General features: G+C 61.2%; 25 protein-coding genes and 2 tRNA genes. 11 read left to right on the top strand and 16 right to left on the bottom strand.

All coding sequences use genetic code 11. The features are described 5' to 3' along the window. The first annotated feature begins 43 nt into the window (after positions 1-43). The gene (arfB, locus tag JOE27_RS06940) at positions 44-457 is read left to right on the top strand and encodes an alternative ribosome rescue aminoacyl-tRNA hydrolase ArfB (RefSeq protein ID WP_046785705.1); all 414 of its coding nucleotides are present in this window, start codon (positions 44-46) and stop codon (positions 455-457) included. A 17-nt stretch (positions 458-474) separates the two neighbouring features. On the opposite strand, the gene JOE27_RS06935 is transcribed toward arfB, so the two are convergent. Next, complete coding sequence (locus JOE27_RS06935) at positions 475-1695, bottom strand: amidohydrolase family protein (protein ID WP_119687431.1); 1221 nt, start codon at positions 1693-1695, stop codon at positions 475-477. 318 nt (positions 1696-2013) lie between these two features. Next, positions 2014-2199 carry a hypothetical protein gene (locus JOE27_RS06930; RefSeq protein ID WP_046785709.1) on the bottom strand — a complete coding sequence of 62 codons (186 nt, stop codon included), beginning with the start codon at positions 2197-2199 and terminating at the stop codon, positions 2014-2016. Between the two features lie 347 nt (positions 2200-2546). Here JOE27_RS06930 and JOE27_RS06925 point away from each other — a divergent pair, with 347 nt between their 5' ends. Both JOE27_RS06925 and JOE27_RS06920 read left to right on the top strand, forming a co-directional pair. Continuing rightward, complete coding sequence (locus JOE27_RS06925) at positions 2547-2765, top strand: hypothetical protein (RefSeq protein WP_174142157.1); 219 nt, start codon at positions 2547-2549, stop codon at positions 2763-2765. A gap of 196 nt (positions 2766-2961) precedes the next feature. Continuing rightward, on the top strand, positions 2962-3156 hold the full coding sequence (locus JOE27_RS06920) for a hypothetical protein (RefSeq protein WP_115274380.1): 195 nt from the start codon (positions 2962-2964) through the stop codon (positions 3154-3156). Between the two features lie 116 nt (positions 3157-3272). On the opposite strand, the gene JOE27_RS06915 is transcribed toward JOE27_RS06920, so the two are convergent. Continuing rightward, complete coding sequence (locus tag JOE27_RS06915) at positions 3273-4193, bottom strand: LysR family transcriptional regulator (RefSeq protein ID WP_161872265.1); 921 nt, start codon at positions 4191-4193, stop codon at positions 3273-3275. A 99-nt stretch (positions 4194-4292) separates the two neighbouring features. Between JOE27_RS06915 and JOE27_RS06910 the strand changes: the two genes are divergently transcribed. Further along, positions 4293-5054 carry a TSUP family transporter gene (locus JOE27_RS06910; RefSeq protein WP_115274382.1) on the top strand — a complete coding sequence of 254 codons (762 nt, stop codon included), beginning with the start codon at positions 4293-4295 and terminating at the stop codon, positions 5052-5054. 6 nt (positions 5055-5060) lie between these two features. Here the strand turns inward: JOE27_RS06910 and JOE27_RS06905 are convergent, their stop codons facing one another. From JOE27_RS06905 to JOE27_RS24805, 4 genes are all read right to left on the bottom strand, one after another. Further along, complete coding sequence (locus JOE27_RS06905; RefSeq protein ID WP_204918360.1) at positions 5061-6482, bottom strand: GGDEF domain-containing protein; 1422 nt, start codon at positions 6480-6482, stop codon at positions 5061-5063. A gap of 125 nt (positions 6483-6607) precedes the next feature. After that, positions 6608-8437 (bottom strand): SLC13 family permease, encoded by a 1830-nt coding sequence (locus JOE27_RS06900; RefSeq protein WP_204918358.1) that lies wholly within the window; start codon positions 8435-8437, stop codon positions 6608-6610. 183 nt (positions 8438-8620) lie between these two features. Then, the gene (locus tag JOE27_RS06895; RefSeq protein ID WP_012315066.1) at positions 8621-9007 is read right to left on the bottom strand and encodes a glycine zipper domain-containing protein; all 387 of its coding nucleotides are present in this window, start codon (positions 9005-9007) and stop codon (positions 8621-8623) included. A 51-nt stretch (positions 9008-9058) separates the two neighbouring features. After that, positions 9059-9238, bottom strand: a complete 180-nt coding sequence (locus tag JOE27_RS24805; protein WP_080516485.1) for a hypothetical protein — start codon at positions 9236-9238, stop codon at positions 9059-9061. Between the two features lie 224 nt (positions 9239-9462). Between JOE27_RS24805 and JOE27_RS06885 the strand changes: the two genes are divergently transcribed. Next, a complete protein-coding gene (locus JOE27_RS06885; protein ID WP_204920625.1) occupies positions 9463-10623 on the top strand; it encodes a diguanylate cyclase in 1161 nt (386 codons plus the stop codon). 1 nt (position 10624) lies between these two features. Here the strand turns inward: JOE27_RS06885 and JOE27_RS06880 are convergent, their stop codons facing one another. Next, positions 10625-10927 (bottom strand): RcnB family protein, encoded by a 303-nt coding sequence (locus JOE27_RS06880; protein ID WP_046785718.1) that lies wholly within the window; start codon positions 10925-10927, stop codon positions 10625-10627. 114 nt (positions 10928-11041) lie between these two features. Here JOE27_RS06880 and JOE27_RS06875 point away from each other — a divergent pair, with 114 nt between their 5' ends. Continuing rightward, positions 11042-11392 (top strand): hypothetical protein, encoded by a 351-nt coding sequence (locus tag JOE27_RS06875; RefSeq protein ID WP_125923966.1) that lies wholly within the window; start codon positions 11042-11044, stop codon positions 11390-11392. A gap of 92 nt (positions 11393-11484) precedes the next feature. Next, positions 11485-12306, top strand: coding sequence for a class I SAM-dependent methyltransferase (locus JOE27_RS06870; RefSeq protein WP_204918356.1), 822 nt, complete (start codon positions 11485-11487; stop codon positions 12304-12306). Here JOE27_RS06870 and JOE27_RS06865 read toward each other — a convergent pair whose 3' ends face one another. From JOE27_RS06865 to JOE27_RS06850, 4 genes are all read right to left on the bottom strand, one after another. Then, on the bottom strand, positions 12307-13074 hold the full coding sequence (locus tag JOE27_RS06865; protein ID WP_046785720.1) for an SDR family oxidoreductase: 768 nt from the start codon (positions 13072-13074) through the stop codon (positions 12307-12309). A 23-nt stretch (positions 13075-13097) separates the two neighbouring features. Further along, a complete protein-coding gene (locus JOE27_RS06860; protein WP_046785721.1) occupies positions 13098-14165 on the bottom strand; it encodes a phosphotransferase family protein in 1068 nt (355 codons plus the stop codon). A 192-nt stretch (positions 14166-14357) separates the two neighbouring features. Next, positions 14358-14675, bottom strand: a complete 318-nt coding sequence (locus JOE27_RS06855) for an SCP2 sterol-binding domain-containing protein (RefSeq protein WP_039601984.1) — start codon at positions 14673-14675, stop codon at positions 14358-14360. Between the two features lie 56 nt (positions 14676-14731). After that, entirely contained in the window at positions 14732-15442 is a 711-nt protein-coding gene (locus JOE27_RS06850; RefSeq protein WP_204918354.1) for a histidine phosphatase family protein, read from the bottom strand. Between the two features lie 196 nt (positions 15443-15638). Between JOE27_RS06850 and sohB the strand changes: the two genes are divergently transcribed. Next, positions 15639-16658: a protease SohB gene (gene sohB / locus JOE27_RS06845; protein ID WP_204918352.1), complete on the top strand. Its 1020-nt coding sequence runs from the start codon at positions 15639-15641 to the stop codon at positions 16656-16658. Between the two features lie 152 nt (positions 16659-16810). Beyond that, a tRNA-Cys gene (locus JOE27_RS06840) sits at positions 16811-16884 on the top strand. Between the two features lie 87 nt (positions 16885-16971). On the opposite strand, the gene JOE27_RS06835 is transcribed toward JOE27_RS06840, so the two are convergent. After that, complete coding sequence (locus JOE27_RS06835) at positions 16972-17247, bottom strand: hypothetical protein (RefSeq protein WP_012315054.1); 276 nt, start codon at positions 17245-17247, stop codon at positions 16972-16974. 250 nt (positions 17248-17497) lie between these two features. Between JOE27_RS06835 and JOE27_RS06830 the strand changes: the two genes are divergently transcribed. Then, positions 17498-17725 carry a hypothetical protein gene (locus tag JOE27_RS06830; RefSeq protein WP_204918350.1) on the top strand — a complete coding sequence of 76 codons (228 nt, stop codon included), beginning with the start codon at positions 17498-17500 and terminating at the stop codon, positions 17723-17725. A 147-nt stretch (positions 17726-17872) separates the two neighbouring features. On the opposite strand, the gene JOE27_RS06825 is transcribed toward JOE27_RS06830, so the two are convergent. Further along, the gene (locus tag JOE27_RS06825) at positions 17873-18547 is read right to left on the bottom strand and encodes a polysaccharide lyase family 7 protein (RefSeq protein ID WP_119687347.1); all 675 of its coding nucleotides are present in this window, start codon (positions 18545-18547) and stop codon (positions 17873-17875) included. 255 nt (positions 18548-18802) lie between these two features. Between JOE27_RS06825 and JOE27_RS06820 the strand changes: the two genes are divergently transcribed. Next, a complete protein-coding gene (locus JOE27_RS06820) occupies positions 18803-18997 on the top strand; it encodes a hypothetical protein (protein WP_115274393.1) in 195 nt (64 codons plus the stop codon). 1 nt (position 18998) lies between these two features. On the opposite strand, the gene JOE27_RS06815 is transcribed toward JOE27_RS06820, so the two are convergent. Together JOE27_RS06815 and JOE27_RS06810 are read right to left on the bottom strand one after the other, a co-directional pair. Continuing rightward, the gene (locus tag JOE27_RS06815) at positions 18999-19412 is read right to left on the bottom strand and encodes a DoxX family protein (RefSeq protein WP_115274394.1); all 414 of its coding nucleotides are present in this window, start codon (positions 19410-19412) and stop codon (positions 18999-19001) included. Between the two features lie 103 nt (positions 19413-19515). Further along, positions 19516-19600 (bottom strand) — tRNA-Leu (locus tag JOE27_RS06810). Between the last annotated feature and the right edge of the window lie 140 nt (positions 19601-19740).

Raw genomic sequence — 19740 nt, 5'->3', positions numbered from 1 at the left:
CGGAGAACCCTGTGATAATGGGCGCAATTACAAGGGCCATGTCATGCTGACCATCTCCAATAACGTGCATCTACCGGATGCCGAAATCGAACTGACATACATCCGCGCGCAGGGCGCGGGTGGGCAGAATGTCAACAAGGTGTCCAGCGCCGTGCACCTGCGCTTCGACATCCCTGCCTCATCGTTGCCCGAGTTCTATAAAGAGCGGCTGCTGGCGCTGCGCGACAGTCGCATCACCGGCGAGGGCGTGTTGATCATCAAGGGCCAGCAGTACCGCACCCAGGAGCAGAACCGTGCTGACGCACTGGCGCGTCTTGCCGAGTTGATCACCACAGCCGGCAAGACCGAGAAGAAACGCCGCCCCACCAAGCCGACCCTCGGCTCGAAGACCCGCCGCCTGGAAGGCAAAGCCAGGCGGAGCAATGTCAAGGCGGGTCGGGGCAAGGTGGAGTTCTAGTCCTGGGATCACCTACATCACCTGCGGCGAAGTTCTGCAGCAAACTGCGACGCCTTGAGTTGCAACTGCGCAGGCCCGCCCCAGAACGCGCCGTGGCGCACGATCACCCGTTCATGCAGCGCTGCCGCCACCGCAGCGGCAGCATTCGGGGCTTTGAACAGCACAAAACTCGCTTCGTTGCCTACCTTCAGCCCATAGCCCTTTTTACCCATCACCCCGGCACTGGCTTCGGTCGCCATGTGCAGCGCTACCCGCAGTTCCTCGTCAGTGTTGAAGCCCGAGCGATAGCTGACCAACATGGCCCGTTGCAGCATGTCGCCATTGCCGTAGGGCCACCAGGCGTCCTGGATGTTGTCGTTGCCGGTGAACACTCGCACACCGCCTGCGCGCAGGCGCAGCACGGGCGGGAAAGCGTGCTCGCCCGGGGCGTTGGTCATGATCGACACGCCTGCACCGGCCAGCACTTCGGCGGTGCGGTCCACCACGCTGTCGACAACATCACCCAGGCCATAGGCATGGCTCACCACCACCAAACCTTGCATGCCCAGTGCCTGGGTACGCGCGGCGATGCGTTCGAGCTGGGCTATGCAGATGTCACCTGGCTCGTGCAGGTGGATATCTACCTTCACCCCGTGCCGGTCGGCGATGCCGAAAACAATGTCCAGCTGCGCTTCGGCGTCACCGTCCAGGGTGGTCGGGTCGATACCGCCCACCACCTGCACACCTTCGCGTACGGCAGCCTCCATTACTTCGGCAGTGCCGGGGCAGGTCACCACGCCGGCCTGGGGGAAAGCCACCAGCTCGATGTCGATCAGGTCTTTCCACTTCTCGCGGGCTTCGAGGATGGCGCGCAGATTGGCAAGGCCGGTGGTGGCGTCCACATCCACATGGCAGCGCATGGCCAGGGTGCCGAAGGCGGCGGCCTGACGAATCAGGGCATCGGCGCGTTCGACAATAGGCGGGGCGCTGGCGAGCTCGCGCTTTTCCACCGCCAGCCGTTCACGCAGGGAGGCCACGCTCTGGTGCGGGCGCCAACGGTCGCCGACGAAACTCTTGTCCAGGTGAATGTGGCCATCGACGAACCCAGGCAACGCCAGCAGCCCTTCAAGGTCGATGGTTTCGCGGGCCGGCTCACTGGCGCGCTGCGGGCCGATATGGGTGATGCGCCCGTTCTTTACGGCAATGTGCAGGGGCAGGCCATCGGCGTCGATGGCATTGATGAACTCGCGGTCATTCATGGTCGGGCCTTTTTCCCAGGCTTGAGTGATGACACACGGTAGGCAGGATCCGCACACGCCACAAATTAATTATCAGGATCGATTGCAGTGCATTTCTGGATGCAGGCAGCGCTAGGGGTAATGCCTGTCAGTTAGCGTTATCAGGGCTGCTACGCAGCCAATCGCCGGCAAGCCGGCCACACAGATACCATGCAGTTCTTGAGGTCTGCACTGTGCCTGTGGGAGCTGGCTTGCCGGCGATGGGCCGCAAAGCGGCCCCAAATCGATATTCAGCCCGCAGTGGTTGACGAGCGAACATCGGCACAGGGAAGGGCAGTGCTACTGCAGCGTCGGCGGCTTCATCTCCAGGGGCATCCCTGCCAGCGTAGCCTCCATCCCCGCAATTTTTCGCGTAAGCCGTTGCGCCTCCTCATCTTTGCCCTGTGCTTTCAGAAGATCCCGCTCTTTGCGTAATGCGAGCAGGCATTTTTGCAGACCCAGGCCAGAAGTATTGAACTGGTCCATGTTTCCCTCATGCTGAAGGCTTCCGTGCCGTTGTAGGAAAAATGGACCCTAGCAGTTCGATATTGCTGCGGAAACTGAGGTTTCATACAGCAGGTACTCGGCACCAAGATGCGGCCTACAGTAAGGGGGAGAACTTCCTACAAATTAATTTAGAGGCTGTTTCTATTCGTGTAGATCAGGCTTGCGTCTGATGCCCGTAATTGCTGAGCCTGTGATGACCTGACCGTTGAAAGAGGCATCATGCTGCTGGCAGGCTGGCCAGCTATGCACTGAAACTTAAAGTTGCAATTGTATGCCGGTGTCGACAAGTCAAACGCGCTCTTGTGACCTCCCACGACCACTGCCACATGGTGAGCACGCTTGGCTGGATGCGTGGCCGATCGCATCTGATACGCCTTTTTTCATCAAACCTGAATCTGTATCCGTATCAGCGCTGCGCCGATAATGCTTTTCATCCCTGCTATCACATTGAAGAGGTTCTGATGGGCAAGCTCGCGCTATTTCTGGGTGGTTTTCTTCTGCTCACCCTTTTGGTAGGCCTACTGGGCACCATCCCTCCAGGCTGACAAAACTCCCCCCTCCGGCCCGCCTCTTTTGCCAGGGGGCCAGCGTCGTGCCGTTGCGGCAGTGGTCCTTGGTATACCGTTAGACTGGCGGTAGCTGCAAGTCGTTCTCAAGTGAAAAGGCCTCGTGTACTCTCCCGCTCGCGTCATAATGAGTCGCGGCAGTGGGCCGGCCTTTTACCTTGGAGTCGATATATAGATGGAATGCAAGAAGGACCCTTCAGCGCTGCTGGAGTGGCGTAGCCGCTTCCTGACCGCAGGCATTCTCGAAGAAAATGAATACGACCAGGCGTTGCGCAGTGCCGATGCGCTTGAGCAATCAGGCGTGATCAGTGCGGTTGAGTGGATCGAGCTGGTCAAGGCGGCGAATGCAGCGCTACTGCGCGTGCGATAAGTCCTTCTTTACGCGGGGAAATCTGTCCACAAAAAACGTGGGTAGGTCTGTGGATAAAATGCTGTAAGCCAAGCCGTTTGCGGCTTCTGTTGAATTGAGCAGAATTTGAACAGATGTCAGCGAGCCTGCCGGTTGCCCCCATTGCCCGCCTGGCGCAGGGCCAGCAGCAGCTCACGGACCCGCGCTGGCAACTCGCCGGCAGGATAGACAGCGTGCATTTGCGGGTCTTGGCCGGTACTGGATGTCAGTCGGTAATCTGCGCAAACACGCACCAGCCGGCCGGCACTGACTTGTGCCTCGCCCACCCAGTCGGCCAGACGGGCAATGCCGGCACCGGCCAGTGTACTGTGGTAGACCGCATCGCCTGAGCTCAGTCGCAGCCTTGGATGGGGGCGCAGGCTGGTGATTCGGTCACCTTGGCAAAAGTGCCAGGCCTTGAGAATGCGCGGGGCGGTATGCAGGATCAGCGAATGGTCAGCCAGGTCCTCTGGCCGCTTGGGCATGCCATGGCGCGCCAGGTAGTCCGGGCTGGCGTACAGATGGCGCTGGTAGCGCCACAGTGGGTAACCGATCAGCTCGCTTGATTGTGGAAACGCACCGCGGACCACGAAATCGAGCTTGCCCAGCAAAGGGTCAAGCGCCTCGTCACGGTAGTGGACGTCCAGCGTTACCTGGGGGTGGCGGCGGGAAAACGCCGCCAGCACACCGGGCAGCACATGTTCGCCAAGCAATTGCGGCACGCCGAAGCGGATCCAGCCCTGTGCGCTGCCACTGAGTGCGGCCAATTCATCGGCGGCATCACGTTGCACATCGAGCAAGCGTTCGGCGTGGGGCAATAACCGCTCGCCGGCTTCGGTGAGAGTCACCGCATTGGCATTGCGGTTGAGCAGCTTGCACCCGCTGTTGTCTTCCAAAGCCTGTACTGCCCGCGTCACGGCGCTGGGCGAGCGGCCCAGGGCGCGGGCGGCGGCGACGAAGCTGCGTTTGTGCGCGACGCTGACGAAGGCCTGGATTTCGCGCAGCATGTCCAATGCCATGAAGGTCTCCTGGTTGCAGTTTTTGCAATATGGCATTTCAACACAGGCGCGCCGATTTGATTAGCCTTGCGGTCTGCTTTCACTGCCTGGAACCGCGCCATGATGGATATCGCCGTACTCTCCCTGTTCGCTTTTGCCGCCGGCCTGATCGATGCTGCGGTAGGAGGTGGTGGGCTCATTCAGATCCCGGCGCTGTTCAACGTATTGCCCACGGCGCAACCTGCGGCCTTGCTTGGCAGCAACAAACTGGCATCGGTGTGCGGTACGGCTTTCGCGGCGCGCTCGTTCATTCGCAAGGTCACCCTGGACTGGGGGTTGATCGTGCCGGCGGCGCTCAGTGCGTTCATCATGTCGTTTGCAGGGGCGGCCACGGTGTCGCTGGTGCCGCCCAGCGTGATGCGCCCGGCAGTGCTGGTGCTGATCGTGCTGATGGCGATCTACACCTTTTGCAAGAAGGATTTCGGCACCTTGCACGCGCCGGCGAAGATCGGCCGCAAGGAGCAATGCCTGGCGGTACTGATCGGTGGCGCCATTGGCTTCTACGACGGCCTGTTCGGGCCAGGAACCGGCAGCTTCCTGATCTTCCTGTTCATTCGCTTTTTCGCGTTGGACTTCCTGCACGCCTCGGCCTCTGCCAAGGTGGTCAACATCGCCACCAACCTCGCGGCGCTGGTGTTCTTCGTGCCATCGGGCAATGTGCTTTATGCCATTGCCTTGCCCATGGCCGCATGCAACGTGCTTGGGGCGCTGACCGGGACCTGGCTGGCCGTGCGCAAGGGCGCAGCCTTTGTGCGCGGGCTGTTCCTGGTCTTGCTGTGCGTGCTGATCGCCAAGTTGTCCTGGGATTTGCTGATGGGGTGAGTCAAATTACCCGGCGCCCTGTGCCTCTGCCAGTTCGACACGGTTGCGGCCGTGGGCCTTGGCGCGGTACAGCGCCTGGTCCGCACGGGCCAACAGTTCGTCCAGACCCGGCGCCGGTTCATGCCCGGCGCAGCCGTCCAGGCCGATGCTGACGGTGATCTGCAGGCGCTCGTCGCCCTGCGCCAGGTGTAGGTCCTGGACCGCTCTGCGCAAGCGCTCAGCGGTGAAGTTGGCCCGGTCTGGCGCGAGGCCCGGCAGCAGGATTACAAACTCTTCACCGCCCATGCGCGCCAGCAGCTCGCCTTCATGCAACTGGTCTTGCAGGGTGTGGGCGAACTGGCGCAGCACCTGGTCGCCTACGGCGTGGCCATGGCGATCGTTGATCGACTTGAAATGGTCGATGTCGAGCATCATCAAGGTCAGCGGCAATGCCTGGGCATGTTGCTGGCGGCTGTCGAGCAGGGCATTGGCGCGGCGGGTGAAGGCGCTGCGGGTCAGTGCTCCGGTCAGGTGATCGATGGTGGCCTGATGCGCCAGGCGCGCCAGCAGGCTACGGTTGGCCTGGCTGACGCAAGAAACCACCAGCGGCCCGAGCACCAGCATGGCGATGCCCAGACGGGCCGACATCAATGTGGTGACCCCAAGCTCGCTTTGCGGCGCGCTGAAATGCATCAGGTTCTGCGCCACCGCAACGATCAGCGTACTGCCGGTAGTCAGTGTCAGCAATGAAACCAGAAACGGTGAGTAGGTCCATGCGCACCACAGCAGTGCTGCGATCGGGAAGGCAATGGCCCCCGGTCCGCCGAAGGCGATACTGAAGACCAGCGAGGCCAGCAGCACCAGCAAGGGGGGCAGGCTTACGGCCTGGGCTCCACTGCGGACCAGCGCGCGCGCCGATGGCGCCGTCAGCAGCACCGGCAGCACCAGCACTGCGGTCGAGAACTGCTCGCTGAACCACGCCAGCCAGGTGGTGCGCAGCGATTGCTCGAACCACGGGGCAGCCACCACGCAGGCCATGCAAGCCGCCACCATGGCACCGGCCGCGCAGGCACCGAATACGCTGAGCACTCCCTGCGGGCTGCGCATGCGCCGGTGCAGGCGCGGTAAGCGTGACAGCAAGAGCCACACCGTCACCACTACGCTCAGGTTGCACAGGTTGAGCCACAGCGCCGAGAGCCAGGCGCTGCCGCAAGCCAGGTCGGCGGCGATCATGGCCAGCCAGGCCAGGGTGAAACTCACCGGGGTGGCGTGGCGCGGGTAGCGCAACAGCACACCGGCCAGCACTGCATTGACGGGCCAGAACAGGGACAAGGATTCGATTGGCCGTGCCAGGATGCCGCCCAGGGTCAGGGCGAAGGTCAGGCCGAACACGGCGAAATAGGGCAACAAGCGCGACTGGGCTGGAAAAACCATAGGCTCGACCGACAAGCGGAGACGAAATCCAGGACAACGGCTGTGGGCACCTGGGGCAATAACACCCCAGTTTGTTTGCGCAGGCCACTCAATGTCAATCTGCCGAGATCGCGCAGGATAATGGCCAATATCCTCTGGCGTCATAAACCGTGGAACCATGGCACCATCAGTACCGTCACCAGCATCACCAGCACTGTGAAGGGCACGCCCACCTTGACGAAGTCGGCAAAGCGGTACTGGCCCGGGCCGAGCACCAAGGTATTCACCGGTGAGGAAACCGGGGTCATGAACGCCGCGGATGCCGCCAAGGCCACAGTCATGGCGAACGGATAGGGCGAAAGGCCCAACTGTGTTGCCGTGCTGATGGCAACGGGCGCCATCAGTACGGCGGTGGCGGTGTTGGAGATGAACAGGCCGATCACCGCTGTGACCGTGAACAGGCAGGCGAGCATGGCGATCGGCCCGGCGCCGCCCAGCAGGCTGACCAGCCCGCCCACTGCCAGGTCGATACCCCCGGTCTGCTGCAGCGCCTGGGCGAAGGGCAGCATACCGACGATCAATATCAGGCTTGGCCAGTGAACGGCGCGGTAAGCGCTGTTCATGTCGATGCAGCGCCCGGCCCCCATCAGCAGGCAGCCGATCAACGCGGCGATCACATTGGGTACCACGCCGCTGACCATCAGCCCGACCATCACCGCCAGGCTGATCAGGGCATAGGGTGCCCGGGTACGGGCTGGTGCCACTTGGTCGATCTCGGCAGGCAAGCTCAGTACCAAGAAATCCTTTGGCTGGCTTTGCAGCTGCCGCACCGCTTTCCAGGGGCCGACAACAAGCAGCGTGTCGCCAAGGCGCAGCGGCTCTTCCACCAGGCGCTCGTCGATCGCCGTCTGCTCACGGCGCAAGCCAACCACGTTAAGGCCGTAGCGGGTACGAAAGGCGAGGTCCAGGATACTTTTGCCGACCAGTTGCGAGCCGGGGGGCAGGGAGACTTCGGCCATGCCCAGCTCCTGGGACTGGTCGATGAAATAGGCAGCCTTGAAGTGCAGCGGTTCCAGTTGCATGGTCTGGCACAGGTTGCGTAGGTCGTCGCGGTTGGCGAACAGGTCGAGCAGCAGCACATCACCCTGCTGCAGGACGGTGCTCGAATCGGCGGCGATCACCCGCGTGGTGAACTTGTGCTGGCGTTCGATACCGATCACGTTGGCGCCATGCCGGGTGCGCAGCTCCAACTCGCCAAGGGTATGGCCGATCAGCGGCGATTGCGCGCGAATGCGCAGACGCCGCTCCCGGCCGTTGAGCTTATAGTCCAATACCAGGTCGAGCAGGGTACGGCGGCTTTCCACCCGGCCATCCTTGCGTACTTCGCCGTTGAGCCAGTGGCGTGTCAGCAGCATGTAGCCAATCCCCAGCACCAGCACCACCAGGCCGAACGGCGTGAAGCTGAAGAAGCTGAAACCTTGCTCGCCGTGGCGCACCAGCTCGCTGTGCACCACCACGTTGGGCGGTGTGGCCACCAGGCTGAGCATGCCGCTGATCAGGCCGGCAAAGCTCAGCGGCATCATCAGGCGGCTTGGCGAAATCTGCAGGCGTGCGGCAATGCTCAGTACCACCGGGATAAAGATCGCAACCACGCCAGTCGAACTCATAACCGAGCCCAGTCCGGCCACCGACACCATCAGCAACACCAGCAGGCGTGCTTCGCTATTGCCGGCGCGGTCGCTCATCCATTCGCCGATGCGATAAGCGATGCCGGTACGCACCAGCCCTTCGCCGATCACGAACAAGGCAGCGATCAATACAACGTTGGGGTCGCTGAAGCCGGCCAGGGCCTGCTCCACGGTGAGGATGCCCGACAGTGGCAGGGCGAGAATCACCAGCAGCGCGACCACGTCCATGCGTGGTCGGTTGATGACGAAGAGGGCGATGACGACAGCCAGCAGGCCGAGGACCCAGAGCAGTTCCTGGTTCATGGGGCGGGGGTGTTCCTTCACTCAAGGGGGCACGAAAGACAGTAGCAGTCAGTGTGGCAGCTTGTGGTGAAGAGGGTGTTGATGAGGGTCAGCGGGGAGCGAGTCTGCCTTATTCAGGCGGCTGGAACTTGCGGGGTCGATGCAGGGGGCGGCAAGCCGGGCCCCTGCAAAGGCTGCGCTGAATCAGTGACGGTGACGGCGATGCTTCTTGCCGTTGTTGTCACCCAGGTGGTTGCCAATGGCACCACCGGCCGCGCCGCCCAGGCCGGCGCCGATGGTCGAGCCGGCCGAACCGCCGACCTTGCCGCCCAACAGCGAACCGCCGGCCGAGCCCAGGCCACCGCCGATGGCGGCTTCGGTGCGGTTGCCCTTGCGCGCAGCCACCGCGCTGCCCGCGGCGCCGCCAAGGCCTGCGCCGACAGCTGCACCAGTGCTGCCGCCGAGCTGTTGGCCGACAACATTACCCAGGACGCCACCCAGGCCACCGCCAATGGCGGCGGTACCGTCACCGGCGAAAGCGCCTTGGCACAGCAGCAGGCCAAGGGCAAGGGAAGGCAAAGTCAGACGCATGATAGGGAGCCTCGGAGATTCATCAGGTTAAGAGTGGGTTGCAAAGACGTGTCAGCGGTAGTCGTGGTCACGGTGGCGGCGATCGTTATCGTCGCGGTCATGCCGCTGATGGTGACGGTGGTCGCGGTCGCCATCGCGCCATCCGCCGTCATCATCGTGGTAGCGATGATGGTGGCAGCCGGCAACTAACAGAAAAGCGGCGATCAGAGAAAGGCTTGCAAGGCGGGTCATCACGATATAGGTCCTTGATCCGCATAGGTTTACGGGGCACTTTCTGAGACTGTGATCGATCAGTTTGGTTTCCTGAACGGGCATTTTTTTGCTGCGCCGACGATGAATGGCGTGCCTGCCGGCTGCTGTTCTGTCCCGCTCGGTCATGGCTCGCCTGCGGTTGGGCGCTTAGACTTGCGCACAGGCCGCAAAGAAGACGGCCATCTGCCACACGGTGAATCATGATGATCGCCCATACACCCACGCTGTTCGCCGCCGTTGCGCTGGTCGCGACCATCCTGGCGTTCTGCCTGTTGCTGGTTGGCCAGTCCAATCGCCAAGACAATCTCTGGCTTACCGCTTGCGGCTTGCTCGCCCACGCGTTGGCCTACGTTTGCTACACCGTTTATGGGCATGCCCCGCTGTGGCTCAGCTATGGGGTGGGCAACAGCCTGCTATCACTGGCCCTGGCGTTCTATTCGGCCAGCCTGTTTCGCGTGCGTGAGCAGGCTGTGCCGTGGCGGCAAGTATTCATCATTCCCGCCTGCATGTTGGTGGGCCTGATGCTTCTGCTCGACACGCTGGAGCCGCGGATGCTGCTGGCGACGCTGGTACTGATGCTGCAGTGCGCGCTGATCCTGTACTGGGTGCGGCGTCACGTCGAGCGGCCGGGCAGGGCGCACCTGTTGCTTCAGATTGGCGCCGTTGTCAGCTTGGTCGGGCTGGGCATGCGTGCGCTTGCAGTGGTCAATGGCACGGCCGTGGAAATGCGCTACGACACCAGCAACCTCAAGCAGAGCATTTCCGTCGCCATCGGTACGGTAACGGTGATGATGTACTCCATCGGCCTGGTGCTGATGGCCAAGGAGCGCAGCGAATCCCGCCTTAAGCACCTGGCCTTGCGCGATGTGCTGACGGGTACCTACAACCGGCGGGCGATTCTCGAGCGCTTTGCCTGCGAGCTAGACCGCGCCCGTGGCGAACGCAGCAGCTTGGCCGTGGCGATGATCGACCTCGACCATTTCAAGCGTATCAATGACCTGTACGGGCACCTGGCCGGGGACGAGGTGTTGTGCCATTGCGTGCGTCAGTTGGAGCAACGCCTGCGCAACGGCGACAGTCTCGGCCGCTATGGGGGGGAGGAATTCCTGTTGCTATTGCCACACGCCGATTGTGACGGCGCGATGGTGGCCTTGCAGGGCCTGAGGGAGGCCATTGCCCTCAGCCCGGCGCACTTTGCCGGTGACCAGATCACGCTGCGCTTCAGCGTAGGGCTGTGGTGCGGTGTGCCTGGCCCGCACGACACTACCGCGAGCCTGCTTGCCCAGGCTGACGCGGCGCTGTATCAGGCCAAGGCAGCCGGGCGCAACACAGTGCACATGGTGGCGTTGACCGCTGCCGGGTGAGTCAGGACGCCGGGTGGATGGCCAGCACTACGCCGTTGGTGATCTGCACAAGCACATAGTGGTCGCCCATGCGTACCCAATGGCTTTCTTTCTCCGGTGCTGGCAGGCCCTTGGCCTTCCAGTCGGTCAAGGCTTCTTCGTCGCGTTTGTACTGGTCGGGGGCCTTGTCGCCCACTTTGAGTTCGCGGTTGTGAGTTTCTGGTGCGGTAACGCTCTCTTCAGCCGAGGGAGCTGCTGACGCCATCATCGGCAGGCAGGGCAGGGCGGCGAGTAGCAGCGAAGGCAAAAGACGAGGTACTTTCATGACAATCTCCTGTTGGCGGCATGCCTTATCTGCGACAACAGCCCCCGTGTGACAATTCACTCGCAATGCTGCGCAGTGCTAGAGTCGCTTTCTTTTTTGCCCCGAGGATGGAACATGCGAGCAATTCTGCCGATGGCTGCGGCGTTGGTGTTGGTCGGTTGCGCTTCTGCAACCATGGATACGGCCCGTGGCGGCAAGCCGACTGCACAGCTCGATTCGCAAAAGGCGCCGGAGCGGGTGGCCCAATGCATCCAGTTCAGTTGGCAGAAGGAGGATGTGTTCGGGGACGACGCCAGTGGCTACCTGGAGCCGCGCAAGCAAGGTGGGCTGACGGTGTATACCCGCGAAGCGGAGTCGTTCGTGGATGTCTACCCGCAGGCGGGTGGCACGCGGGTGGATTACTACGCGCAGAAGAACGACGGCGTGGCCTTGCAGCGGCGGGCGGCGGCGGCCACCTGCCTGTAACGCTTGGAGCTATTGGGGGCTTTGCCGGCGCCTCGCTGGCAAGCCCGCCAAGGGGCCGGGGACCGCAACCTAAACAACAAGGACGTACAATCATGGACCGATCGCATCAACTCAACCGCGCCAGCTGGGATGAGCGCGCGCCGCTGCATGCCGCCTCGAAGGACTACGAGGTCGAGCTGCTGGTCCAGCAGCCCGCGCACCTTTCCGAGACCGTACGCTTCGACTTGCCACGCCTTGGCGATATTCGAGGCCTGCGCACAGCTCATCTGCAATGCCATATCGGCACCGACACCTTGTCGCTGGCGCGGTTGGGCGCGCTGGTCTGCGGCCTGGACTATTCGGCAGCTTCGCTGATGCAGGCGCGGCGCCTTGCCGGGCGTTGCAATACGGCCATCGACTACGTAGAAGCCGATGTCTATCAGGCCGATCAGGCACTGCAGGCAGGCACCTTCGACCTAGTCTACACCGGTATCGGTGCATTGTGCTGGCTACCGCGCATCGAGCCTTGGGCCCGTGCAGTGGCGGCCTTGCTCAAACCTGGCGGACGGCTGTTTCTGCGCGATGGGCACCCGATGCTGATGGCCGTCAATGAAGACCACCAGGACCGGCTGCAACTGGAGTATCCCTACTTCGAACAAGAAGCACCGACGGTTTGGCACAGCGACCAGACCTACGTCGACAGCGATCAACGCCTCACCCAGACCGAAACCCATGAGTGGAACCATGGCCTGGGTGAAGTCATCAGTGCCTTGCTGGCGCAAGGGCTGCAACTGACGGCCTTGGTCGAGCACCAGAGCATCCCCTGGGAGGCGTTACCCGGGCAGATGGACAAAGGCGCCGACGGCGAATGGCGCCTGCACCTGCAGCCCGAGCGCTTGCCGCTGAGTTACACCCTGCAGGCGATCAAGGCCTGATCAGGACAGGTAACCACCGTCGACATTGAGTGCGGTGCCGGTGGTGTAGCTGGAGGCATCGCTGGCCAGGTACAGCACGGCGCCGGCCATTTCCTTGGGGTCGGCCACGCGTTTGAGCGGGATCTGCTGCAGTGCGGCGTTGAGGATTGCATCGTTTTTCACCAGCGCCGACGCGAATTTGGTGTCGGTCAGGCCCGGCAGCAAGGCATTGCAGCGGATGCCGAATTGCGCGCATTCCTTGGCGAAGACCTTGGTCATGTTGATCACCGCTGCCTTGGTCACCGAGTAGATACCTTGGAAGTGGCCCGGTGAAACCCCATTGATCGACGCCACGTTGATGATGCTGCCAGCGCCGTTTTCACGCATCAGCTTGCCGGCTTCGACCGACATGAAGAAATAGCCGCGGATATTGACGTCGACGGTCTTCTGGAACGCACCTGCGTCGGTGTCCAGCACATTGCAGAACTGCGGGTTGGTGGCAGCGTTGTTGACCAGCACGTCCAGGCGCCCGAACTGTTCGCGGATACTGGCGAACACCTGCTGGATCTGTTCCAGTTCACCGATGTGGCAGGCCACTGCAGTGGCCTTGCCGCCTGCGGCGATGATCGCATCGGCCACCTGCTGGCAGCCCTCCAGCTTGCGGCTGGAGACGATCACATGGGCGCCTTGCTGGGCCAGCAGGTGCGCGATGGCTTCGCCAATGCCACGGCTGGCGCCGGAGACGAAAGCGATCTTGCCATCGAGGTCGAACAGGTGGGTCTTGGACATGCTGTTTTCCTTGTTGTCTGTCGTCAGAGCGTGGACTTGGCCATTACCTGCAAGCTCATCTGCTCCAGCAGCCGGTTCATGTGGATGAACTGGGCGAAGCGCTTGTCCTGGGTCTGGCCGTGGTAGAAGCGGTAGTAGATCTGCTGCACGATGCCCGCCAGGCGGAACAGGCCATAGCAATAGTAGTAATCGAAGTTGTCCAGGCGTATGCCCGCACGCTCGGCGTAGTAATCGACGAACTGGCGGCGAGTCAGCATGCCGGGGGCATTGCTCGGCTGGCGTCGCATCAATTGCACCGGCGCCGGGTCGCCTGCCTCGATCCAGTAGGCCAGGCTGTTGCCCAGGTCCATCAGTGGGTCGCCGATCGTGGCCATCTCCCAGTCCAGCACGCCAATGATGCGCATGGGGTTTTCAGCATCGAGGATCACGTTATCGAAGCGGTAGTCGTTGTGCACGATGCCTGGGCGAGGGTGGTCGGCCGGCATCTTTTCACGCAGCCAGGCAATGACCTGCTCCCAGCGCGGTGCATCGGGTGTCAGGGCCTTTTCGTAGCGGCCGGTCCAGCCTTCGATCTGGCGCTGCACGTAGCCTTCAGGCTTGCCCAGGTCGGCGAGGCCGCAGCTTTGGTAGTCGACCTGGTGCAGCTCTACCAGGCGGTCGATGAAGCTTTTGCACAGGGCCTCGGTACGGGTGGCATCCAGGTTCAGTTCGGCGGGAATGTCCGAACGCAGGATGATGCCGTTTACCCGCTCCATTACATAGAACTCGCCGCCGATCAGGGTTTCATCGGTGCAGTGGGTGTAGGCCTTGGGGCAGTAAGGGAAGCCGCTGTTGAGCTGGTTGAGGATGCGGAACTCCCGGCCCATGTCGTGGGCCGACTTGGCTTTCTGGCCAAAAGGCGGGCGCCGCAGCACGAACTCACGGCCTGGGTAAGCGACCAGGTAGGTCAGGTTGGAAGCCCCCCCGGGGAACTGGCTGATGCGCGGTGCGCCTTCAAGGCCCGCGATATTGGCCTTGAGGTAAGGGTCGATGACGGCCGCGTCGAGTTCTTCGCCGGGGCGTACCTGGGTGGACTGGTCGGTGAGCGTCATGCGTTTACCTTATTATCGATCGCAAGGATTATTGGCTAATCTAATGGCCTCGATGCGCTGGTACAAGCGTGCCAGATGCCATATAGGTTTGGGTGTTGCCGGCCGATCACTGCACCGAATGCACACTGGCGGGCAAAAAAAAACCGAAGCCGGTCAGGCTTCGGTTTTCGTCTCGCGCGGTGCGCCCATCACTCAGGAAGGGAACAGCTCGCTGAGCTTCATCGACAGCATCATGTCGCCTTCAACGCGCAGCTTGCCGCCCATGAACGCCTGCATGCCGTCGGTCTCGCCACTGACGATGCCTTTGAGGGTTTCGCTGTCCATGACCAGGGTGCAGTTGGCGTCCGGGTTCTCGCCTTCCTGCAGGTCGCAGGTGCCGTCCTTGACGATCAGGGCGTATTTCTTGCCTTCGTCGGTGATGTCGAAGCCGAACACCAGGTCAAGGCCTTCGGCTGCAGACGGATTGAACTTCTCTTGCATCTTTTTCACGGCATCAGCTACGGAGGTCATGGCGCATTCCTTATTGAGTGATTTCACGTCCCTAACAGGGACACAACAGGCCGGGCTCATCTATAGGTAATGAGCTCCGGCACCTTCAACAGCTGCACATGGGCCTGGTTGTTGAAGGAAGCCAGTGCCACGTCACGGCCGCGGAACTTCAGCTGGCTGAGCGACGTGTTGATGATCTGCCAGTTCAGCGCGAAGGCCTGGCTGGGGGTAATTCCGGTAGTCAGGTGAAGCAGGGCGGCAATGGTGCCGCCCGAGGTGAACACCGCGATATTGTCGCCACTGCCGGCGCTGTCCAGCACACGTTGCAAGCCACCCTGGACTCGCGTGGTGAACGCCTGCCAGGTTTCCACGCCGTCGTCGGCATGTTCGCCGGCGTGCCAGCGCTGTACCATCAGGGCGAACAGACGCTGGAATTCGCTGCGGTTCTGCGCGCCATTGCGCAGGATGTGCAGGGCCTGCGGCTCTTCGGTCAGCAGGCCGGGCAGCAGGGCACGGATAACACCGTCGGCATCGAACTCATTGAACGCAGGGTCGGTCTCAATGGCGGGCACTGCGCAGCCATTACCCTGCAGTGCCTGCAGTGCCAGCCGCGCAGTGTCTTGCTGGCGGCGCAGGTCACCCGCCACGCATCGGTCCAGGCGCAGGTCCAGCCGGGCGAGGTGTTCACCCAGTGCCTGGCTTTGCCGCACACCCACCGGCGACAGGACGTCATAGTCGTCGGCACCGAATGAGGCTTGGCCATGTCGGATGAGGTAGAGGTTGCCCACGAAGGTATCCGGCCGCTTGAAGGTTGCTGCGAGGTTAGGATGCGCCACACGGGCTGTCAACGAAAAACATACAAGCGTTTGAAAAGGTCGTTTGAACTGTGTTGCCAGCGTTTACCGCAGCTGGCAGCGCCACGGGCGCACCGGTATGCTTGCTACAGTTTCGCGCCGTACAGGCGCAGGTTCATAAGGAGTCAACGTGGAGTTTCTTGCCGAATACGCAAGCTTTCTCGCTAAAACCGCCACCCTGGTGATTGCCATCCTGGTGGTGCTGTCTGCCATCGCCGGCTTGCGCGGCAAGGGGCGGCGCAAGGCTGGCGGGCAGTTGCAGGTCACCCGTCTCAACGAGTTCTATAAAGAGCTGCGCGAGCGGCTGGAATCCGGCTTGCTCGACAAGGCCCAGCTCAAAGCCCTGCGCAAGCAGCAGGCCAAAGCGGAAAAACAGCAGAAAAAAGGCAAGGCCGAAGAGAAAGGCCGGGTGTTCGTGCTCGACTTCGATGGCGACATCAAGGCGTCCGCCACCGAAAGCCTGCGTAACGAAATCACTGCATTGCTGACCCTCGCCACCCCGCGTGACGAAGTCGTGCTGCGCCTGGAAAGCGGTGGCGGCCTGGTGCACAGCTACGGCCTTGCGGCCTCGCAACTGGCGCGCATCCGCCAGGCCGGCATCCCGCTGACCGTGTGCATCGACAAGGTAGCCGCCAGTGGTGGTTACATGATGGCCTGTATCGGCGAGAAAATCGTCAGCGCGCCGTTTGCCGTGCTTGGCTCGATCGGCGTCGTGGCGCAGTTGCCGAACGTCAACCGTCTGCTGAAAAAGCACAACATCGATTTCGAAGTGCTGACTGCCGGCGAGTACAAGCGCACCCTGACCGTGTTCGGTGAGAACACCGAGAAGGGCCGCGAGAAGTTCCAGGAAGACCTGGACATCACGCACCAGCTGTTCAAGGACTTCGTCGCCCGCTACCGCCCGCAGTTGCACATCGACGAGGTGGCCACCGGCGAAGTCTGGTTGGGTGTCGCCGCGCTAAATCGCAAGCTGGTGGATCAGTTGCAGACCAGCGACGAGTACCTCAGCGAGCGCGCCCGCAACGCCAGCCTGTTCCATGTGCACTATGCCGAACGCAAAAGCCTGCAGGAGCGAATCGGCATGGCGGCGAGCGGTGCGGTTGAGAACGCCGTGGTAGGGTTGTGGAGCAAACTTGGCCGCTTGCGCTAACACCTTGAACCCCTTGAATATTTTTTCTGTTCAGGGGGTTGCAAGGTTGGCGGAATGCAGACATAATGGCGCCCATCGAAACGCAGCAAACTTTGAAAAAGGTTCTACGTTTCAAGGAGATAGAAGCGCAAGCAACTAGATCCGAACTTTGAGGCCGAGTAGCAAAGTGGTTATGCTCCGGATTGCAAATCCGTCTACGCCGGTTCGATTCCGACCTCGGCCTCCACATTCGAAAGCCCCGCAGATTAACGTCTGCGGGGTTTTTCTTTGCGGGTCGAAAAAGCAACGGCCCGCATTGAGCAGGCCCAGCCTGCTAGACGAGGGCAAAATCAGTTACGCAGCCCTTTGCGTCGATTGCCACCGTAAGTACTTGAGGGTCGCTCAGGCCCAGCCCCCCCTCCGTGTAGACAAACGCCCACCGAAGCAATCGCAAGTCACCCCGGCTCTCGCAGTTCTCATACGGGCCAAGCAGCCGCTCCAGCTCGCATGATGTGGATTGCCCGCAGACGATGTATTTCAGTTGCTCTTCAACCTGGGTCGAACTGATGTTGAAGTTCTCAAGCAGCATCTTGTGCTCCAGAGCGGTCATCAGGCGATTTGAATCCGTTTGCATCGTCTTACTACACTCCATAACCAGATCGTAGGTTTGTAGGGCAATTACCAGTGGGGGGAATTTTACGCATGGAATGTACTGATTAGTACAAAAAGATGACCAAGGGTCGTGCGCGACCTGATCCCACGCTGCGGCGCCCGGTGGTCTGAAAGTCGGCTGCTTCCTCCAGCAGAGTGGCTTGATCAACGAGCACCCGCTACGGTGAGGTAATCAAGGGGATGCGGACATGGCAGATAAATATGTCGGAAAGATCATTGGCGTCGGCACGGACAACGTGCGGTACGTCATCAACATTTATCAGGACGAAACCGTTGAGCGCTCGCCGCACGGCATGGTTCGGCATGAGGGTTTGAAGCATTTCGAAATGCAGGCCGGGGGGGATGTGAAAAAGATTTCTGAAACCGAGTACGAGATTGTGGGTACGGGTGTAAGGGTGACCGTGCTTGACGCTTAGCATTGAGCGCCCGGCGGCACTGGTCCGCCAGAAAAAGAAAACCCGCCAACAAGTGGCGGGCCCAAAGAACGTGAGAAACAATGTCAGTGTGCCAAGGTTTTTGTCATGAATTCGTGAAGAGCATGTCGTTAGCCTGTAATGCCTGGCTCACTCATGGCTCAGTTCAAGTGCGCTGATCACGCACACCGAGGCATCCTCTGCCGGCGTGTCATCGCTGTAGTCCACCTGGTTGTAGACGCCGCCGTGAAAATTCAGCGTCTGCGTCGCCCAGGATGGCGCCAGTTGCAGTGCGGTCGTGGTGCCGCTGCGGCCATTGCTGCTTGCACTGACCATGCAAGCGCCACTTTCGCTCACCTCGATGCTCACATCGAAACGCGTACCCAGCGGCACCTCGGCCAGCACGGTGCTGTTGACTGGCGTGGCCTGGTTAAAATCTGAACGAAAGCCGACAGTGATTTTGCCTTTGTTCCAGAACACCTTGATTGGCGGGCTGTTATTGTCTTTCACATGCAACTGGGCAATTACCACCTTTCGCGCCAGATTTACCTTCTCCAGGGTCATTGTCTGGTGATTGCGGTGGCGCGCTGCGCTGCCCAGTGACCAATACACGGCTTCTTTCCATTCGCAGCGTGTTCGGTGAGTACTTTTGCTGGAAGCACCCTTGGTCGGCGCGGTCATGCGTATCGAGCCGTCACTCTGGCGTGCAACAACGTGGGTCAGGCTAGCCAATGCCTGTGCGCCAGTGACTTCCAAGGCGACCGGGTTGGAGGCGGATTTCGGCACCGGAGTGGTAATGATGAGACTGTCGATGTTTACTGCCATGAGATTTCTCCTTGAAAATTCCGGGTCCTGCAAGGTTTGCGAGCGTGGCAGGTGGGGGAGAAGTTCCATCGAAGAAGTCTGTCACTGATGAAGGGCAGTGCAAAAAAAGCCCGCCATTAAGGCGGGCAAGTCACGTTTGAAGGGAGAGCTTGCAGGATGAAGGTTACCGGTTAAGTCAGCATTAACCCCCGCCCCATCCATTGACCATGCCACCCGATGCGCTTATACAGGCGTGCCACTTTCCCAGGAGCGATCATGCGCCACGAAGACGACCTGCACGAGCCTGAACACGATCACCTGCTCGACCACGAATTTCTCTACGACGGCTTCGAACCCGAAGCGGACGCTCAGGGTGCCGAGGATGAAGTCGAGGAGGACGATGCGTTGCTGGATGACCTCGATGACGACGAGCGCGACCACCCAGCCTGGCACGACGACCTGGAAGACTGACTCAACGCCCGTCCAGCGAGAAGCGCCCCGGGCCGCTCACCGCCAGGAGCAGCAAGCCGCCAACAATGCTCAGGTTTTTTAGGAACTGGGTCATGTTGGCGGCCCGTTCAGGGTCGACCATGTTCCAGAATGGATGTCCGATCAGCGCGGTGCCCAGCACGAACAGGGCGAACAGGAAGGCCAGCGGGCGGGTGTAGAAGCCGAGGATCAGGATGATGGCGACGAAGAACTCCATGATCACGGCGATCGCTGCGGCAACCATGGGCGCGGGGGCGCCCAGCGAGGTCATGTAGCCGACCGTGCCATCGAAGCCGGTCAGCTTCGCCCAGCCGGAAATGACGAAGAGGATCATCAATAACACACGGGCGATCAGGATGATCACGTCGCGTTGGCCAGCGAACAGGGAGTAGCGCATGGTGGCATTCCAGTGGATGCAGACAAGCTCCACTTTAGCAGCTGCATGGCGAATTTCCGCCGGGCAGCAAAAAGGCGCCGCAAGGGCGCCTTTCCTGGAAGTATGGTGCGAGTGGCGGGACTCGAACCCGCAAGGCTCACGCCGACAGATTTTAAGTCTGCTGTGTATACCAATTCCACCACACTCGCACGCGTGATGCCGGCACGCTTCTAAGCAGAAGGCCCTGGCAATCAAGCGCGCTTTATAACCCATTGTTATATTTGAGTCAACTATAGCGCCTATGATCTAAGAAGTGGGGTGGCTTTGGCCCAGGCGATTGACACCTTAC

Source organism: Pseudomonas sp. M5, assembly GCF_016907075.1.
In the GTDB taxonomy this organism is placed as follows: Bacteria; Pseudomonadota; Gammaproteobacteria; order Pseudomonadales; family Pseudomonadaceae; genus Aquipseudomonas; species Aquipseudomonas putida_E.
This window is presented reverse-complemented; position numbering and strand designations above follow the sequence as displayed.

Coding starts and splice junctions, on each gene's coding strand:
- arfB (WP_046785705.1), top strand. CDS start 44: ATGCTGACCATCTCCAATAACGTGCATCTACCGGATGCCGAAATCGAA.
- JOE27_RS06935 (WP_119687431.1), bottom strand. CDS start 1,695: ATGAATGACCGCGAGTTCATCAATGCCATCGACGCCGATGGCCTGCCC.
- JOE27_RS06930 (WP_046785709.1), bottom strand. CDS start 2,199: ATGGACCAGTTCAATACTTCTGGCCTGGGTCTGCAAAAATGCCTGCTC.
- JOE27_RS06925 (WP_174142157.1), top strand. CDS start 2,547: ATGGTGAGCACGCTTGGCTGGATGCGTGGCCGATCGCATCTGATACGC.
- JOE27_RS06920 (WP_115274380.1), top strand. CDS start 2,962: ATGGAATGCAAGAAGGACCCTTCAGCGCTGCTGGAGTGGCGTAGCCGC.
- JOE27_RS06915 (WP_161872265.1), bottom strand. CDS start 4,193: ATGGCATTGGACATGCTGCGCGAAATCCAGGCCTTCGTCAGCGTCGCG.
- JOE27_RS06910 (WP_115274382.1), top strand. CDS start 4,293: ATGATGGATATCGCCGTACTCTCCCTGTTCGCTTTTGCCGCCGGCCTG.
- JOE27_RS06900 (WP_204918358.1), bottom strand. CDS start 8,437: ATGAACCAGGAACTGCTCTGGGTCCTCGGCCTGCTGGCTGTCGTCATC.
- JOE27_RS06895 (WP_012315066.1), bottom strand. CDS start 9,007: ATGCGTCTGACTTTGCCTTCCCTTGCCCTTGGCCTGCTGCTGTGCCAA.
- JOE27_RS24805 (WP_080516485.1), bottom strand. CDS start 9,238: ATGACCCGCCTTGCAAGCCTTTCTCTGATCGCCGCTTTTCTGTTAGTT.
- JOE27_RS06885 (WP_204920625.1), top strand. CDS start 9,463: ATGATCGCCCATACACCCACGCTGTTCGCCGCCGTTGCGCTGGTCGCG.
- JOE27_RS06880 (WP_046785718.1), bottom strand. CDS start 10,927: ATGAAAGTACCTCGTCTTTTGCCTTCGCTGCTACTCGCCGCCCTGCCC.
- JOE27_RS06875 (WP_125923966.1), top strand. CDS start 11,042: ATGCGAGCAATTCTGCCGATGGCTGCGGCGTTGGTGTTGGTCGGTTGC.
- JOE27_RS06870 (WP_204918356.1), top strand. CDS start 11,485: ATGGACCGATCGCATCAACTCAACCGCGCCAGCTGGGATGAGCGCGCG.
- JOE27_RS06865 (WP_046785720.1), bottom strand. CDS start 13,074: ATGTCCAAGACCCACCTGTTCGACCTCGATGGCAAGATCGCTTTCGTC.
- JOE27_RS06860 (WP_046785721.1), bottom strand. CDS start 14,165: ATGACGCTCACCGACCAGTCCACCCAGGTACGCCCCGGCGAAGAACTC.
- JOE27_RS06855 (WP_039601984.1), bottom strand. CDS start 14,675: ATGACCTCCGTAGCTGATGCCGTGAAAAAGATGCAAGAGAAGTTCAAT.
- JOE27_RS06835 (WP_012315054.1), bottom strand. CDS start 17,247: ATGACCGCTCTGGAGCACAAGATGCTGCTTGAGAACTTCAACATCAGT.
- JOE27_RS06830 (WP_204918350.1), top strand. CDS start 17,498: ATGGCAGATAAATATGTCGGAAAGATCATTGGCGTCGGCACGGACAAC.
- JOE27_RS06825 (WP_119687347.1), bottom strand. CDS start 18,547: ATGGCAGTAAACATCGACAGTCTCATCATTACCACTCCGGTGCCGAAA.
- JOE27_RS06820 (WP_115274393.1), top strand. CDS start 18,803: ATGCGCCACGAAGACGACCTGCACGAGCCTGAACACGATCACCTGCTC.
- JOE27_RS06815 (WP_115274394.1), bottom strand. CDS start 19,412: ATGCGCTACTCCCTGTTCGCTGGCCAACGCGACGTGATCATCCTGATC.